This is a genomic window from Ruegeria sp. CE6, assembly GCF_056537485.1.
Genome location: NZ_JBQFRR010000002.1, coordinates 735988 through 752632, shown reverse-complemented (window position 1 = coordinate 752632; position 16645 = coordinate 735988). Strand labels below are relative to the sequence as shown.

Here is a 16645-nt window from a genome sequence, read left to right as displayed (position 1 = left end):
TCTACAAAAAGAAAACCTACTTCTGTGGCAGCGGGCCAATCATCATGATCATCTGACGGCCTTCCATCTTGGGCATGTTCTCGATCTTGCCCAGATCCTTGACGTCTTCGGCCACACGTTCCAGCAGCTCACGCCCCAGGTTCTGGTGCGCCATCTCGCGGCCCCGGAAACGCAGGGTGACTTTGACCTTGTCGCCGTTCTCAAGAAACTTGAACACGTTGCGCATCTTGACGTCATAGTCATGCGTGTCGGTGTTGGGCCGGAACTTGACCTCTTTCACCTCAATGATCTTTTGCTTCTTGCGGGCTTCGCTTTCGCGTTTCTGCTGTTCGTACTTGAACTTGCCGAAATCCATGATTTTGCAGACCGGCGGGTTCGCGTTGGGCGAAATCTCAACCAGATCGAGGCCGACATCGGCGGCCATCTGCATGGCCTTTGCGGGATGAACCACCCCGACATTTTCACCTTCGGCGCCAATCAGGCGAATTTCGGGAGCACGGATCTTGTCATTGACGCGCGGGCCGGTATCTCGCTGTGGCGGCGCGTTGTGAGGTCTGCGGGCTATGGGTTCATTCCTTTGATGATTGCAGAATTTCGAGCCCGGAATTTAGACCGGGCTGAGAGGTGTTTCAAGCGGCATAAATTGCAAGCCGCATGAATTTTCCATGAATTTCGTGAGTTTTTGCCGGTTTAGGGTGTCGATAACCCCACCGGCAAACCCCATTAGCCCACAAATGCCTTTTCAATCACGAATTCCTTGGGTTCGGAATTTGCACCTTCTCGCAAGCCGAACTCTTCCAGAATTGCTTTGATGTCATGGTTGAAGGCAAGGCTGCCACAAACCATCGCGCGATCAGTATCTGGCTTGATACCACCTTCGATGCCCAGATCGGCAAATACGGTGCCGTCTTTCAACAGCTCGGTTATACGGCCCATCTTTGGGCTCTCTTCCCGCGTGGTGGTGGGATAATAGCGAATCTTGTCGGCGAAACCGTCACCAATTAGTTCGGCCAGCAACTCGTCCTGTTTGACGCTCTCGATCAACTCGCGACCGTAATCCAATTCAGCTACGTCGCGGCAGGTATGGGTGATGATAACCTCGTCATAATCCTCATAGGTCTGCGGTTCACGCAGCAGCGACGCGAAGGGCGCAAAGCCTGTGCCGGTGGCGAAGAACCAGATGCGCTTGCCGGGCAGCAATGCGTCATGCACCAGCGTGCCGACGGGTTTGGGCCGAAGGATGATCTGATCACCAGGCTGGATGTGCTGCAGTTTTGAGGTCAGCGGGCCATCCTGCACTTTGATCGAGTAGAATTCCAGTTCCTCATCCCATGAAGGCGAGGCGATGGAATAGGCGCGCAGCAGCGGTTTGCCGTTGTCGCCCAGCAGGCCGATCATCACGAACTCACCCGAGCGGAAACGAAGCGATGCAGGGCGCGACACCTTGAAAGAGAACAGGCGGTCGGTCCAATGTTTGACCTCGGTCACAGTCTGGGCGTCGGGCAGGACGGGGGCCTTAACGGCGGTTGCTTCACTCACGGGTTTCATCTCTGTCATCGTTTCACTACCGGTCTGCTAAACCGACATCTCCGTTTAATCTTTGATCCAAGTCAGGAAAAGGGGCAGATTGCCCCTTTCGTATCACAGGTTGGCGATGGCGGGTCAGCCGCGCAGGCGGGCCTGGTAGTTGTTGTCCTGCCAATTGGCCCGGGCCAGCCACTGATCTTCGGGCTGCCGGTTCGCCAAGGTGTCATCAATTTCGACTTCGTCAAAGCCGCTACGACGCGCCATGGCGTATTGGTCTGCAAGAACATGGCCTTTTGCCCGCAGGCGACCTGTATAACCTTTCAGACGCAGAACGCGCGCGATCGTAAAGCCGCGCCCATCCGCTGAGGATGGAAAGTCCACGCGCACCATCTGGGCGCTGCCCAGCCGGTCAAACAGTTCATCGGGGTCAGTGTCCGAGGCGATATCCAGTGCAACCACGTCATTCGCTGCATCGTCCAGCGTGACATAGCCATCGGTCCAATCATCGGGGGCAAAGCCCTCGTCGTTTACGATTACGTTCATGTTTTCTCTCCGATGCGCACCATTTTTCCATCAACAAAATGGATGCCGCATTCTTCCTTGTTCTGATCGCGCCAGCGCCCGGCGCGGGGGTCTTCGCCTTCTTTGACCGGCGAAGTGCAGGGCGCACAGCCGATCGAGGGGTATCCTTTGGCCACCAGCGGATGCCGGGGCAGGTTGTTTTCTTCCATATAGGCGCGCACATCGTCGGGCGCCCAGTGGGCCAAGGGGTTGACCTTGATCCGGCCGGTTCCGTCCTCGACCTCGAAAAAGTCCAGCGCGGCACGGGTGCCGGACTGAAACCGTTTGCGCCCGGTGATCCAGCCACAATACCCGGTCAGAGCTTTCTGCAGCGGGAAGGTCTTGCGCAGGTTGCAGCAGGCATCGGTGTCACGCAGACGCAACGCTCCATAAGGATCGTCGCGCTGAACATCTTCATCCTCGGCGCGGATGATCTGCACATTGCGCAGGCCCAGACGCTCGCTGACCTCCTGCTGGTATTCCAGCGTTTCTGCAAACAGCATCTGGGTGTCCACGAACAGCACTGGGGTCATCTTGTCGACCACTGCAGCCATATGCAGCAACACCACCGATTCCGCGCCAAAGCTGGAGACCAGAGCAAGCTCCTCGATCTCGTCCAATGCGCCATGCATCACATCATGGGCACTGTGGTGGCGGAAGCGGGCGTTCAGCGCCTCGACCTTTTCGGTCAGTTCGGCGCGGTCAGCCCCCAGTTCCGTTTGGATCAGGTCAAGCGGCATTGGCCTGTGCCTCGGGGTAAAGCGCCGCTTTGAACGGTGCCATGCCAACGCGGCGATAGGTCTGCAAGAAGGTCTCTTCGGCGCTGTCGCGCTGCTCCAGATACGTGTCGACGATGCGCTCGACCGCCGGAACGATCTCGTCATAGGCGAAGCCCGGGCCAGTACGATCACCGATGGCTGCGGATTCGGTACCGTCACCACCCAAAGTGATCTGGTAGTTTTCGACGCCAGCGCGGTCCAGGCCAAGAATGCCGATGTGACCCACATGGTGGTGACCACAGGCGTTGATGCAGCCCGAGATCTTGATCTTCAGGTGGCCGATATCATGCTCCAGTTTCAGGTCTTCGAACCGGGTCGCGATTTCCTGCGCCACGGGAATCGAACGTGCCGTCGCCAGTGCGCAGTAATCCATACCGGGACAGGCGATAATGTCGCTGATCAAGCCGATATTTGCGGTGGCCAGCTCATGCTCTTTCAGCTTCGCATGGATCGTGGGCAGGTCGGATTTGTGGACATGCGGCAGGATTACGTTCTGCTCATGGCTGATACGCAGTTCGTCATAGGCGAACTCTTCGGCCAGATCGGCCATCACGCGCATCTGCTCGGCAGTCGCATCGCCCGGCGTCTGGCCGTGCTTCTTGATCGAGATCGTCACGATCGCGTGGTCCGCGTTCTTGTGCGGCGCGATGTTGGTGTCGACCCACGAACGGAAGACCGGATCGTTGGTGTAGGCACTCTCGAACGAGGCAACCGAACCATCACGGAAGGCTGGAGGCGCAAAGTGGCCTTTGATTTTGTCCAGCAGGCTCATATCCGCGCCTTTGAATTGCGGGCGAACCTTCAAAAAGCGTTCGTTCACTTTGGCACGGATGGCGTCGATGCCGTGCTCATGCACGGTGATCTTGATACGTGCCTTGTACTTGTTGTCGCGACGGCCGATCTGGTTCCACACGGAAACGGTGGCCTCAAGATAGGCCAGCAGGTCGTCAAAGGCGACGAATTCCGATAGCTCTTTGCCGATCATGGGCGTACGGCCCAGACCACCGCCAACGATGACGCGGGCACCCAGAACGCCATCACGCTCAACCAATTGCAGACCGATGTCATGCGCCTTGATCACGGCGCGGTCATTCTCGCTGCCGGTGATGGCGATCTTGAATTTGCGGGGCATGAACTGGAATTCAGGGTGGTCGGTCGACCACTGGCGCAGCAGTTCGGCATAGGGGCGCGGATCAGCGACCTCATCCGCGGCGGCACCGGCGAAATGATCGGCGGTCACGTTGCGGATGGTGTTACCCGAGGTCTGGATGGCGTGCATGCCAACCTCGGCCAGTGCGTCCAGCATATCCGGCACGTCGTTCAGCTTCGGCCAGTTGTACTGAATGTTCTGACGGGTGGTAAAATGGCCGTAACCTTTGTCCCATTTCTCGGCCAGCAAAGCGAGCTGACGCATCTGAGCACTGGACAGCGTGCCATATGGAATAGCGACCCGCAGCATATAAGCGTGCAATTGCAGATACAGACCATTCATCAGGCGCAGTGGCTTGAATTCGTCTTCAGTCAGCGAACCGTCAATGCGACGCTCAACCTGCGCACGGAACTGCGCGTTGCGTTCTGCCAAAAATGCTGTGTCGAACTCGGAGTAGCGATACATGTTTAGCTGTCCTTAGTTGCAGCCCCGGACCCGGGGCCTTGAAGGGGAGAGAGAATGGCCTGAGCTCAGGCCCGAGGCTGCGGGGAGGTTTCCTGTTTGCCGTGGGCATAGTTGGACGGACCAGTCCGGCGGAAATCCTCCCGAAAATGGGTGGGTTCGGGGCCGTTTTCTCCGGCCACCGCGTCGGCAAGATAGGCGCCGACGATCTTGTTGGCCTGACGCGCGGCATCCAGCAGACGAACCTGAGCGTGGGCTTCGTCCGTGATCAGTTCGGCATCGGACAACTCGCGCGACCACCGGTCATCTTCGGTCTGGTAAATCACATCACCTTCCAACAAGTCGTTGGCGGTGACGACTTTGGGGGTAAAAGCGCGGGCCATCAGGCAAGCTCCTTATTGAAAACCGAGACTTTGTGCGGGTATTGCGCAACTCGGGCGACGCCGGGTTTGTGAATGCGCATATTTGTTTGTTTGACCTGCATCGGATCATCTCGTGACTGAATTGACTTGTGTGCCAATATAGGAAATATTCCCGCCAAATCGCCATATGCGCTAAGAAATAAGGACAAATGTTCTATCTTCGGCGAGTGGAAGAAGGTTTGTTCTGAATTGGAAGGGAAATTGGAATGTCGGTGCGAATAGACGACACGGATCGGAAAATTCTAGCCGAGCTGCAACGGGATGCCAGCCAGTCGCTTGACGAAATCGCAGCCCGTGTAGGGAGCTCCAAGACGCCGGTTTGGAATCGCATTCGCAAGCTCAAGGGGGCAGGGGTCATTGGCCAGCAGACCGTATTGCTGGATGCCGAAGCGTTGGGCTTTGAGGCCACATTCTTTGTGCTGATCCGTACGTCGGAACATGAGGCTGAGTGGCAGCAGAAGTTCCTGAAAGCGTTGCGCGATCGTCCAGAGGTTCAGGAAGCGCACCGTTTGGCTGGAGACATCGATTACATTCTGAAAGTGCGCGTCAAGAACGCGCGTGCGTATGATGCGTTTTATCAGGCTTTGATTTCAGAGGTACGGGTGCACAACGTCACAGCCTTGCTTTCGATGGAAGAGATCAAATCGACCACCATGCTACCACTGAAGTCTGTCGGATAGGATGAAGCGTGAATGGGGGCGCCGCCCCCGCCGCCCGAAGGCGACTCCCCGAGATATTTATGGCCAGATGAAGCACGGATCCGGGTTTCTTGACAGGATGTTAAGTCAGACCGCTACCATGAGTTTGGTCAGCCCGTGGAAATGGTAGCTGTCCGAATATTGCGGCTCTGCCGTCAGCTCTAGCTTTGGGCATTGCTGGAACAGGATGGGCAGGGCGATCCGCATCTCAAGCCGGGCCAGCGGAGCGCCTACACAGAAGTGAAGGCCACCACCAAAGCTAGTATTGGCGCTTACATCTCGCATCGGGTCGAATGTATCGGGTTGGGACCAAGCAGCAGGGTCGCGATTGGCTGCGCCCAGAAGCAAGGCAACTTCGTCACCACGCGCAAAGCGGTGACCGAAGAGTTCAATGTCTTCATAGGCATAGCGTCTGAACATGTGCAGTGGTGGATCGAAACGCAGGATTTCCTCGACTGCGCTATCGATAGTGCCGGGCGCCAGGACATACTGCTGTGTACCCGTCGTTAATATAGTCTTCACGCCATTGCCAATAGCGTGCACGGTGGCCTCGTGACCGGCGTTCAGCAACAAAATGCAGGTCGTGATCAGTTCGTCCCGCGAGAGTTTTTCGCCATCTTCCTCTGCCGCGATCAACCGGGTGATCAGATCGTCACGCGGGTCAGTGCGGCGTTTTTCGATGTATTCTTCGAGATAGGTGGTAAAGGCTTGTGTGGCACGGACGGCTTCGTCTTCGGTCTGGCGCGTCCGGTTTGCCTGATACATGGCCACCATGGCGTGCGACCACTGCAACAGTTGCGGTGCCATGTCTTCTGGCACACCGAGCAGACGGCAGATCGTGATCACGGGGACCTGGGTGCAATAGGCCTCCAGCAGATCGAAGGGGCCAGCGGGAAACTGCTTGATCAAATCGTGGCACAACTGTTCAGTGGACCCCTCAAGCGCCGTGATCGCGCGAGAGGTAAACGCCCGCAGTACCAGAGAACGCAATCGAGTATGACGCGGGGGTTCAAGCTCTAACATCGAATGGGATTCGACTTCTAGCCAGGGTGCAAGATGGTCTGGGCCGGGTTTTGCAAGTTCCGCCGGGATTTCACGCCCGAAGCGCCGATCGCGCAGCAGAATTTGCACCGCTTTGTGCGAGACAGCCGCGACAAGGCCGTAGTCTTTCCAGTAGAACAGATCGCCCGACTGACGTGCGCTGTCATAAAAGGGGTATGGGTTTTGCACGAATGCCGGGTCGGTCGGGGATTGGGTCAGCGTCTTCATGCGGTGCAGACTTGCCATGGCGGCTGCTGAATGCAAGACCCTAGATATGCAACGTTTTTGGATCATAGCCGGTTTCTTATGCGCGGTCGGATTGCTGTCAGCGGCGGTCTGGACTTATGGCTATCGTCAGGCCCTGTCGCAACTGAGCGAGAAGGCCGAGGCCGATTTAGAACTGGCCGCCGACCGTCTGAGCACTCAAATGCAGGTCTATCAGGAAGTGGCCGCCTTGATGGCGGACCATCCTGCTTTGCAGGAGCTAGAAACATCAGAACAGCAACGGGCCGCCCGAAAGGTGCTGCTGGATGTGGCAGACAAAACCGCTGCCGTTAACGTTATGTACCTGAATCCGGAGGGTCAGGTTCTGGTCGCGGCCCAACCGGTGACGCAGCGCGATATGTCCGCACATCCGGCCTTCGAGCGCGCCATGCAGGGGGCCCTGGGCAGCGCACATGGGGTCGAAGACGCAAGCAGTGACCGCATTTATTCATACGCGGCCCCATCATTCGGGGATTTGGGCCAAATAGAAGGCGCGTTGATGGTTCTGGCCGATGTGCAGGATGTGGAACAAACATGGCGCGGCAGTACCGATGCGGTGTTTTTCGTTGATACGGATGGGGTTGTCTTTATCTCGAACCGATCGGATCTGCTACTATGGCGCCGCGGGCAAGGGCAGCAAGGGCTGATGTCACCAGAAGGTGAGAATGTCGATTTCGCCTCAACCCGGATTGCGGGATATGAAGTGTGGAAGCTCAATTGGGGTCGCTATCTGCCCCGTCGCGCCCTGCATCTGACGCTCGATCTTCCGGTGATTGCGATGACCGCAGAGATGCTGGTTGATGTCGCCCCGGCGCGCCGGTTGGCGGGGTTGCAGGCGGCGGCGGTTGCGGCGATCTGTTTCGCCTTTGGTGCTTTGTTGTTTCTGGCCTCGGAACGCCGTCGGACACTTGCAGAGGCAAATACCGTGCTGGAAAGCCGGGTCGCGCAACGTACGCGCGCCTTGACGGCGGCTAATAGCGCTTTGCGCCACGAAGTTGCCGAGCGGCAGGAGGCGGAGGCCGCGCTCAAACAAGCGCAGGCCGATTTGGTTCAGGCTGGTAAGTTGAGCGCTTTGGGCAAGATGTCGGCTGGCATCAGTCATGAATTGAACCAGCCCTTGATGGCGATTCAGCAGTTCGCCGACAACGGGACCGCCTTTCTTGAGCGCGGCAAGGGCCAGAGAGCTGGCGAAAATCTGGGCCGCATTTCCGATATGGCCGCACGCATGGCGCGGATCATCAAGAACCTGCGGGCCTTTGCGAGAAATGAAAACGAACCAATGGGGCGCGTTGATCTGGTTCAGGTTCTGAACACTGCCACAGAATTGACCGAGGCGCGCCTGCGCGATGAGAACGTCGCGTTGGAGTGGGTGCCGCCAAAGACTGCGGTCTATGCTTGGGGTGGAGAGGTGCGTCTGGTGCAGGTGTTTGTCAACCTAATCAATAATGCAGCGGATGCGATGGTCGATCGACCGACGCGCAGAATATTGGTCACTCTGTCAGGGGGAAAGCCTATTCGCGTGTCGGTGCGGGATACCGGACCCGGCATCGAGGACCCCGACCGCGTGTTTGAGCCGTTCTACACCACAAAAACGGTTGGGACGTCCGAAGGGATGGGTCTGGGGCTGTCGATATCCTACGGTCTGGTTCAGAGCTTCGGGGGGGATATTCGCGGTGCCAACACGGACGAGGGTGCTGAATTCACGGTTGAACTGGAACCCTTTGAAGAAGATGAGGCAGCATGATCCGCAAAGTGCTTTTGGTCGATGATGATGCCGCCGTACGTGAGGCCTTGGCGCAAACCCTCGAATTGGCCGAGTATGAACCGGTCACCGCGGGATCTTTCGTGGCCGCAAAGGATCATATTCATCGTGACTTCGGCGGTGTGATCATCTCGGATATTCGCATGCCGGGGCGGGATGGGTTTCATCTGCTCGCATACGCGCGCGAGGTTGATCCTGAACTTCCGGTGGTATTGCTGACAGGTGAAGGCGATATCCCGATGGCGGTACAGGCCATGGGGCAGGGAGCATTTGATTTTCTGGAAAAGCCCTGTGCAGCAGCGGACTTATTGGCGGTACTCGAGCGAGCCTTCGCAGCGCGCGCAGAAATTCTGCAGGAACGCGAGCAACGGCGCGAACTTGAGCGTGGCGATCCCGCAGCACGCATGCTGTTTGGGTTGTCAGATCAAGCCGAAGCCTTGCGTGAGCGAGTGCGGAGCGTAGCGCCAACACGGGCCGAGGTACTGGTTACCGGGCCAGCGGGTAGCGGAGTTTCAAAGGTCGCTGAAGTTGTCCATCTGATGTCTCCGGTTGGACAGGGGCCATTTGTCAAACGCCCTGCCTCAGGCCTGAACCCGGATGATTTGTTGCGTGTCTGTAAGGATGCGGCAGGCGGATCGCTGTATCTGGATGAGATCTCGGCGATGTCGGATGCCACGCAATACGCCGCGCTGGAACTGATCGAACAAGGGACGGACGCCAGAATCATTGCGGGGGCAACGGCTGATTTGTCTGAACTTACTGCACAAGGAAGATTCAATGCCGATCTGTTCTATAGGTTGGATGTCATGCGGGTGCGAATCCCGGCCCTGTCAGAACGGCCCGAGGATATCCCCGTCATCTTTCGCCGCTATGTGGCGCAGGCCGCTGAGCAGGCCGGGATTGCGGAACCTGAAGTGACACCCGAGCATCTGGCCTCGTTGATGGCGCAGGATTGGCCGGGCAATGCCCGATCGTTGATGTCGGCGGCAATGCGGTTTGTGTTGGGGATGCCGGATGAGGTTGCACAGGCCGCTGATCTGGGGTTGAGCGAGCAATTGGCGCGGGTTGAGAGGTCTTTGCTGATTGCAGCCCTTGGGCGCCACAATGGCAAGGCTGCGGATGCAGCCAAAGCACTGAAGCTGCCGCGCAAAACTTTTTATGACAAGCTGACCCGCTACCACATCAGGCCAGAAGACTATCGTCGTTAGCAAAACACTTCCGCTAGGGCGAGCCGCGGTTGCGCTGCGTCTTAAGCGAGCGATTCGCTCGCATCGATTCGGATATTGTGCGGAAATTCGCACAAGGTGCTGACTGCCTGTGCGAAAAATCGCACAGCGTAGTTCTGCCGAAACACCAGATTTATAACGATCATCATTTAACAGTAAGAAATTAATTGGAAAAAACAGATTTCAGTAACATCTAAACAAAATGTTGAGAGTGAGGAGCCGATTCGGTTCACTCCGCAACATACGGCGCTGATTGAGCGCTCGATGGAAGTTTTAGGGAAGTCTGGGAGGATAAGACTGATGAAATTCCTGACAACGGCAGCAACCGCAATCGCACTGTCCGTGACAGCGACCGCTGGTGTAGCAGCTTGCGATGATGGCGAGATCGTCGTGAAGTTTGCGCATGTGACCAATACGGACAAACACCCCAAGGGCATCGCCGCTTCGCTGCTTGAGCAGCGCGTCAATGACGAGATGAACGGCGTGATGTGCATGGAGGTTTATCCGAACTCCACTCTTTACAACGATGACAAGGTTCTTGAAGCGATGCTGCAGGGCGACGTGCAGTTGGCCGCGCCCTCGCTGTCGAAGTTCGAGAAATTTACAAAGCAATTCCGCCTGTTCGATCTGCCGTTCATGTTCAAGAACATCGATGCTGTGGATGCGTTCCAAGCCTCGGCTGATGGTCAGGCGATGAAAGACAGCATGCAGCGCCGCGGCCTTCAAGGGCTGGCATTCTGGCACAATGGCATGAAGCAGATGTCTGCGAACAAGCCGTTGGAAGATCCTTCGGATGCGAACGGCCTGAAGTTCCGCGTTCAGTCATCGGACGTATTGGTTGCCCAGATGGAAGCAATTGGTGGCAGCCCTCAGAAGATGGCGTTCTCAGAAGTGTACGGTGCTCTGCAACAGGGCGTTGTTGACGGGCAGGAAAACACCTGGTCGAACATCTACGGCAAGAAGTTCTTCGAGGTGCAGGACGGCATCACAGAAACGAACCACGGTATCATCGATTATCTGGTTGTAACCTCAGTTGACTGGCTGGACAGCCTGGAGCCTGAAGTTCGCGATCAATTCCTGACGATTCTCGCCGAAGTGACCGAGACCCGTAACAAGGAGGCCTTTTCCGTAAACGAAGCTGCCAAGGCTTCGATCACTGACGCAGGGGGCATCATCCGGGAACTGAACCCCGAGCAGCGCCAGGCCTGGGTCGATGCGATGAAGCCAGTCTGGGACAAATTTGCCGGTGACGTTGGTCAGGACAAGATCGACGCCGCACAGGCGATCAACGCCGGGTTCTGATCCCGGTTCAAGCCACGCGTCCGGGGACTGGGGAGTTATGGACGCATAGGCTGGGCGGGCCTTAATGGCCCGCCACACTCCCACCACTCTCATCAAAAAAATGCGGGGACAGAGAGATGTCTGGTGCGAAACCCGGCCAAGGCGGGCTGGTCGACCATATCGAAGAAACCATGATTGCGTGCCTGTTGGGTCTGATGACAATTGTCACCTTCGCCAATGTGATCGCGCGGTTTGTATTCAATTCTAACATTCTTTGGGCGCTGGAACTGACAGTATTCACCTTCGGTTGGTTGGTGCTGCTGGGTGCGTCTTATGCAGTGAAAAAGCATGCACATCTGGGTGTTGATGCGATCCTGAACATGCTGGCCCCCGCGCCACGCCGGGTTTTGGCGCTGATAGCCGTGGCTTGCTGTCTGGTGTTTTCTCTGCTCCTGCTCAAGGGTTCGTATGACTACTGGGCAGTGTTTGCCGATCTGCCGCCCACCTCGGGTCGCTGGTTTCCGACCGGCTTTGACATGAGCGCGCGCAGCCAGAGCTTCTATGAAGTTGATGATATCCCGATGGTCGCGCCGCTGCGGTTTCTGGAAGATATGATCAACTATGGCGAGTATTACGAGAAACTGCCCAAGGTCGTTCCGTATTTCGTTCTGCCTCTTTCGATGTTGCTGCTGGTGATCCGTTTTGCACAGGTCGCAGTACAGATTTGGCGCGGTGAAACTGATCGCCTTGTAGCTAGCCACGAGGTTGAGGACGAGATCGAAGAAGTCCGCGCCCAGCAGGGGGAGCATGACTGATGGACGTCGTACTACTTTTCTCGATGGTCATTGGCCTATTGTTGATCGGAGTTCCGATCGCGGTGGCACTTGGTCTCAGCTCGACCCTATTCCTGCTGATCTATTCCGACAGCTCATTGGCTTCGGTCGCTGGCACGCTGTTCGAGGCATTTGAGGGACATTTCACACTCTTGGCTATCCCGTTTTTCATTCTCGCGTCATCTTTCATGACCACAGGTGGAGTGGCGCGGCGGATCATCCGGTTCTCGATCGCTTGTGTAGGGCACTTGCCCGGAGGTCTGGCAATTGCTGGCGTCTTCGCGTGTATGTTGTTTGCGGCCTTGTCGGGTTCGTCTCCGGCGACAGTTGTGGCCATCGGATCGATCGTCATCGCTGGCATGCGTCAGGTGGGCTATTCCAAGGAATTCGCCGCCGGTGTGATCTGTAACGCAGGGACACTGGGCATTCTGATTCCGCCATCAATCGTGATGGTGGTCTATGCGGCAGCCGTGGAGGTTTCGGTCGGGCGGATGTTCCTTGCGGGCGTTATTCCGGGTTTGATGGCTGGTCTGATGCTGATGATCACCATTTACGTCATGGCCAAGGTCAAGAACCTTCCCAAAGGCGATTGGAAAGGTTGGGGTGAGGTCTTCACGTCAGCACGCGAGGCCGGTTGGGGTCTGTTCCTGATCGTCATCATCCTCGGCGGTATCTACGGAGGTATCTTTACCCCGACCGAGGCCGCGGCTGTTGCTGCCGTCTATGCGTTCCTGATCGCAAGTTTTGTCTACAAGGATATGGGTCCGCTCAGCACCGAAGGGGATGCGCAGAACATCTCGCTGCTCAAGAAACCCTATGCGTTGATCACGGCCTTTGTGCACCCCGACACCAAGCATACACTTTTCGAGGCGGGCAAACTGACTGTCACGCTGCTGTTCGTGATCGCCAACGCGCTGATCCTGAAACATGTGCTGACGGATGAGCAGGTGCCCCAGCATATCGCAAGCGCCATGCTATCGGCGGGTCTGGGGCCAGTGACTTTCCTGATTGTGGTCAACGTGATCCTGCTGATCGGTGGCCAGTTCATGGAGCCCTCAGGTCTGCTGGTCATTGTGGCCCCGCTGGTCTTCCCGATTGCCATCGAGTTGGGTATCGATCCGATCCATCTGGGCATTATCATGGTGGTGAACATGGAGATCGGGATGATCACGCCTCCGGTCGGGTTGAACCTGTTCGTAACCTCGGGCGTGGCAGGTATGCCGATGATGAGTGTTGTGAAGGCAGCGTTGCCGTTCTTGGCCGTGCTGTTCGTCTTCCTCATCATGGTTACGTATATCCCGTGGATTTCGACATTCCTGCCCAACACATTCATGGGGCCTGAGATCATAACCAACTAGATCGGTTAAACCGAGCATATGAACCGGGCGGTGTAATCCGCCCGGTTTTTTTTGTCTTGAAACTGATGCCCAAACGCATATCTGAGGGTCAGAGGACGACCTCACCATCATGGACGATTATTCGGGACGACCCGATCTCGGAAAGTGAGGTGTTCTTATGCCCTGGATATTACTGTTGTTTGCTGGCCTGCTCGAAATCGTCTGGGCCGTCGCGATGAAGCAGACCGCTGGTTTCACGCGGCTGTGGCCGACGGCGATCATGGGTGTTGCGATGATCGGGTCATTTGGCCTGCTTGCAATGGCCATGCGGGATCTGCCGCTTGGTACCGCCTATACGATCTGGACCGGGATCGGCGCAGTAGGGGCGTTCACTATTGGCATCCTGTTCCTGGGTGAAGCGCTGACGCCCATGCGGATCGGCGCTGCGGTTCTAATCGTGACGGGTTTGGTCATCATGAAACTGGCCTAAGCGTTGACCGCCGTTGTGGTGTCGGGCAGCTTTGCGAAACAACTCCGAACAAAGGACACCTGCATATGCTGACCGACACCGATGTACGCTTGCTGCGCGTCGCCTATGATGAGGCGAAAGCTGGACTTGAAGAAGGAGGCTGCCCAATCGGTTCAGTGCTTGCGCGGGGTGGTGAGGTCGTCGCGCACGGGCGTAATCAGCGTGTCCAACTGGGCGACCCGATCGCCCATGGGGAAATGGATGCGCTGCGCAAGGCTGGGCGGCAGAAGACCTATCGCGATACTGTGCTTTATACCTCGCTTTCGCCTTGCATGATGTGTTCTGGTACGATCGTACAGTTCGGTATCCCGCGTGTTGTGATCGGAGACACCGTGAATTTTGGCGGCAATGAGGACTTCCTGCGCGATCGTGGTGTCGAGGTCATCATCGCAGATGACCCGGACTGCATTGCATTGATGAAGCGTTTTATCGAAGAGAAGCCCGCGCTTTGGGCCGAAGATATTGCCGAATGAGGTTGGCGATCAGGCGCTTTCAAGCGCCTGAATGATGCCCGAGAAATCAGTTGCTTTCAGACTGGCGCCACCCACCAATGCTCCGTCAACATTTGAAACGCCGAAAATCTCGGCAGCATTACCGGGTTTGACCGATCCGCCATACAGCAGGCGGACTGACCGGCCGACACCTTCGCCAAATCGGCGTTCCAGACGTGCGCGTATGAAATCGTGCACTTCTCCGATCTCTTCCAAAGTTGGAACCTTGCCGGTGCCGATGGCCCAGATCGGCTCATATGCGACAATCAGGTTCTCGCCTGTCGCTTGATCCGGGATCGAACCCGACATCTGTCCACCGATGATATCCAGAGTATTTGCTGCTTCGCGCTGCTCAAGGCTTTCACCGACGCAGATGATCGTCTTCAGGCCTGCATCCATGGCGGTGCGGGCTTTGGCACGAATGTCTTCGTTCTGCTCAGCATGATCTTCACGGCGCTCGGAATGGCCAAGGATCACTGCGCTCGCCCCTGCATCCAACAGCATCTCGGCACTCAGATCCCCGGTATGCGCACCCGAGAGCGCCGCGTGGCAGTCTTGGCCACCAACAGTAATGCCCGAACCTTCAACCGTATTTGCCGCGCGATGAAGCAAAGTGGCTGGTGGGCATATCAGGATTTCTACCGCAGAAGATGGGTGCGAGGCTTTCAACGCTTCCAGCTCGCTTAGCGCAACGCCAGTTCCGTTCATTTTCCAGTTGCCTGCCGCCAACTTACGCCGCATCGCGATCCCTCCGGTTTTCTGCTTTGAACCCTCGGATATCACCCGCAGGCGGGGCTGACAATTCCGGTTGCATAGCGCCACGTGTCGGGACACATTGCGCGCGTTGTTGCGGAGGATGGCATGATAGACGATCTCGATCTCGCCAAATTGGATCTGCGTGATCCAGCTGAGATGGAAAAGCTGAGACGTGCTGTTCACCAGATCGGATTTCTAACAATCTCCAATTCCGGCCTCGATGCCGCCCGTGTGCAGCTGGTGATTGACGCGTATCGCGATTTTTTTCGTCAACCAGTTGAGATCAAGCAGAGCGTCGATATGGCAGCTACGGGTGCCAACCGCGGTTGGGGTGCGCCGCGTTCCGAACAGGTGGATCTCAGGGCGAACCCGGATTTCAAAGAAGTCTTTGATAGCGGTTTTGAACTGCCAGCCGATGATCCCTATGCGGGGCGGGGATTAAGTGTGTATGCCCCAAATCTCTGGCCAGACGGGGCCGACGCGTTTCGGAGAACGATCCAGAGTTACTATTCAGACGCCTGCTCAGTTGCCATTCGCGTTTTGCGCGCGATTGCGATTGCCATCGGTAGGGATGCAAACAGTTTTGATGCGGCCTTTGATACGCCAATGGCGCTGCTGCGCGGTAACTTCTATCCGCAACGCCCTGATTGGGCAGGAGAAAAGGACTTTGGTATCGGCGCGCATACGGATTATGGCTGCCTGACTTTGCTGGCCACGGACGGCACACCGGGTCTGGAAGTTCGTATGCCCGATGGCGATTGGCAAGCTGTAAACGCCACACCGGGACAATTCATAATCAATTTCGGCGAGATGCTGGAGTTTTGGACCGCAGGAGAAGTCAAAGCGACCGAGCATAGGGTCAAAGGCAGCGTGAACGAGAGGATCTCGGTTCCGTTGTTCTTCAATCCTTCTTACGACACAAATGTTGCGCCGCCGGGTTCATACGCCACGATCCGCGCCGGAGAGCACCTGACGCGGCGATTTAATGAGACCTACGTCCACCTAAAAGCTGCGAGTTAGCGTTGTTCAGCCAAGGTTTCGTCGAACTTGATCGATTCTCCGCATCCGCATGCATCGACTACATTCGGGTTTCGGAACTTGAACCCGGCCTCAAGCAGTGAAACCTCGTAGTCGATCTCGGTTCCGAACAGGAACATCTGTGCCATGGGGGCGATCATTACACGCGCGCCATCCTGCTCGACCACTTCGTCGTTCGGGTCGGCATCATCGACGTAGTCCATGGTGTATTCCATCCCCGCACAGCCGCCTTTCTTGACGCCGATGCGCAATCCGGTGTGACCGCCGGATTTCATAAGCCGAACAATCTGTTCAGCAGCTTTAGGTGTCATGGTCACGGCTTGTTTGCCGGGAATGCCAAACATGGTGGGCTCCGTTATCGCGCGTTATCTCTAATCTAAGGCCGACACGCGCCGGGCTCAAGAGAGAGCCTGTTCAAATACACACTCCGCGCAGGGTTGTCACGATGGTGCGCAAAGCTTTAGCGTACCTGAAGTAAAGGACAGGCA

General features: G+C 56.7%; 18 protein-coding genes. 9 read left to right on the top strand and 9 right to left on the bottom strand.

Annotated elements, in window-relative coordinates:
* Positions 1-16 precede the first annotated feature (16 nt).
* From infC to ACR0DK_RS12215, 6 genes are all read right to left on the bottom strand, one after another.
* Positions 17-478, bottom strand: a complete 462-nt coding sequence (gene infC, locus ACR0DK_RS12240; RefSeq protein ID WP_238528775.1) for a translation initiation factor IF-3 — start codon at positions 476-478, stop codon at positions 17-19.
* A gap of 245 nt (positions 479-723) precedes the next feature.
* Positions 724-1557 (bottom strand): ferredoxin--NADP reductase, encoded by an 834-nt coding sequence (locus ACR0DK_RS12235; protein WP_170405452.1) that lies wholly within the window; start codon positions 1555-1557, stop codon positions 724-726.
* Between the two features lie 105 nt (positions 1558-1662).
* Complete coding sequence (locus ACR0DK_RS12230; protein WP_170393227.1) at positions 1663-2070, bottom strand: DUF934 domain-containing protein; 408 nt, start codon at positions 2068-2070, stop codon at positions 1663-1665.
* Positions 2067-2828, bottom strand: a complete 762-nt coding sequence (locus ACR0DK_RS12225) for a phosphoadenylyl-sulfate reductase (RefSeq protein ID WP_170421362.1) — start codon at positions 2826-2828, stop codon at positions 2067-2069. The genes ACR0DK_RS12230 and ACR0DK_RS12225 overlap by 4 nt, the downstream gene beginning before the upstream one ends.
* On the bottom strand, positions 2818-4482 hold the full coding sequence (locus ACR0DK_RS12220; protein ID WP_480736340.1) for a nitrite/sulfite reductase: 1665 nt from the start codon (positions 4480-4482) through the stop codon (positions 2818-2820). The genes ACR0DK_RS12225 and ACR0DK_RS12220 overlap by 11 nt, the downstream gene beginning before the upstream one ends.
* Before the next feature lie 65 nt (positions 4483-4547).
* Positions 4548-4862 (bottom strand): DUF2849 domain-containing protein, encoded by a 315-nt coding sequence (locus ACR0DK_RS12215; RefSeq protein ID WP_170393224.1) that lies wholly within the window; start codon positions 4860-4862, stop codon positions 4548-4550.
* A gap of 245 nt (positions 4863-5107) precedes the next feature.
* Here ACR0DK_RS12215 and ACR0DK_RS12210 point away from each other — a divergent pair, with 245 nt between their 5' ends.
* Entirely contained in the window at positions 5108-5581 is a 474-nt protein-coding gene (locus tag ACR0DK_RS12210) for an Lrp/AsnC family transcriptional regulator (protein ID WP_010439761.1), read from the top strand.
* Positions 5582-5686: 105 nt separating this feature from the next.
* Here the strand turns inward: ACR0DK_RS12210 and ACR0DK_RS12205 are convergent, their stop codons facing one another.
* Entirely contained in the window at positions 5687-6868 is a 1182-nt protein-coding gene (locus ACR0DK_RS12205) for a cytochrome P450 (RefSeq protein WP_480736337.1), read from the bottom strand.
* Between the two features lie 46 nt (positions 6869-6914).
* Between ACR0DK_RS12205 and ACR0DK_RS12200 the strand changes: the two genes are divergently transcribed.
* From ACR0DK_RS12200 to ACR0DK_RS12170, 7 genes are all read left to right on the top strand, one after another.
* Positions 6915-8648, top strand: a complete 1734-nt coding sequence (locus ACR0DK_RS12200; protein WP_223118110.1) for a sensor histidine kinase — start codon at positions 6915-6917, stop codon at positions 8646-8648.
* Positions 8645-9874, top strand: a complete 1230-nt coding sequence (locus tag ACR0DK_RS12195) for a sigma-54-dependent transcriptional regulator (protein ID WP_170735136.1) — start codon at positions 8645-8647, stop codon at positions 9872-9874. The genes ACR0DK_RS12200 and ACR0DK_RS12195 overlap by 4 nt, the downstream gene beginning before the upstream one ends.
* Before the next feature lie 318 nt (positions 9875-10192).
* Entirely contained in the window at positions 10193-11194 is a 1002-nt protein-coding gene (locus ACR0DK_RS12190) for a DctP family TRAP transporter solute-binding subunit (RefSeq protein ID WP_480438504.1), read from the top strand.
* A 116-nt stretch (positions 11195-11310) separates the two neighbouring features.
* On the top strand, positions 11311-11988 hold the full coding sequence (locus ACR0DK_RS12185) for a TRAP transporter small permease (RefSeq protein WP_170393219.1): 678 nt from the start codon (positions 11311-11313) through the stop codon (positions 11986-11988).
* Positions 11988-13364: a TRAP transporter large permease gene (locus ACR0DK_RS12180; RefSeq protein ID WP_170393218.1), complete on the top strand. Its 1377-nt coding sequence runs from the start codon at positions 11988-11990 to the stop codon at positions 13362-13364. The genes ACR0DK_RS12185 and ACR0DK_RS12180 overlap by 1 nt, the downstream gene beginning before the upstream one ends.
* 157 nt (positions 13365-13521) lie before the next feature.
* Positions 13522-13833 carry a DMT family transporter gene (locus ACR0DK_RS12175; protein ID WP_170562909.1) on the top strand — a complete coding sequence of 104 codons (312 nt, stop codon included), beginning with the start codon at positions 13522-13524 and terminating at the stop codon, positions 13831-13833.
* A gap of 65 nt (positions 13834-13898) precedes the next feature.
* Positions 13899-14345: a nucleoside deaminase gene (locus tag ACR0DK_RS12170; protein ID WP_480736333.1), complete on the top strand. Its 447-nt coding sequence runs from the start codon at positions 13899-13901 to the stop codon at positions 14343-14345.
* A gap of 9 nt (positions 14346-14354) precedes the next feature.
* Here ACR0DK_RS12170 and tpiA read toward each other — a convergent pair whose 3' ends face one another.
* Positions 14355-15104 (bottom strand): triose-phosphate isomerase, encoded by a 750-nt coding sequence (tpiA, locus tag ACR0DK_RS12165; protein WP_480736331.1) that lies wholly within the window; start codon positions 15102-15104, stop codon positions 14355-14357.
* Positions 15105-15224: 120 nt separating this feature from the next.
* Between tpiA and ACR0DK_RS12160 the strand changes: the two genes are divergently transcribed.
* Positions 15225-16139, top strand: a complete 915-nt coding sequence (locus ACR0DK_RS12160) for an isopenicillin N synthase family dioxygenase (RefSeq protein WP_480736330.1) — start codon at positions 15225-15227, stop codon at positions 16137-16139.
* Here the strand turns inward: ACR0DK_RS12160 and ACR0DK_RS12155 are convergent.
* Complete coding sequence (locus ACR0DK_RS12155) at positions 16136-16501, bottom strand: HesB/IscA family protein (RefSeq protein WP_170465407.1); 366 nt, start codon at positions 16499-16501, stop codon at positions 16136-16138. The two genes, ACR0DK_RS12160 and ACR0DK_RS12155, sit on opposite strands and share 4 nt — an antisense overlap.
* Between the last annotated feature and the right edge of the window lie 144 nt (positions 16502-16645).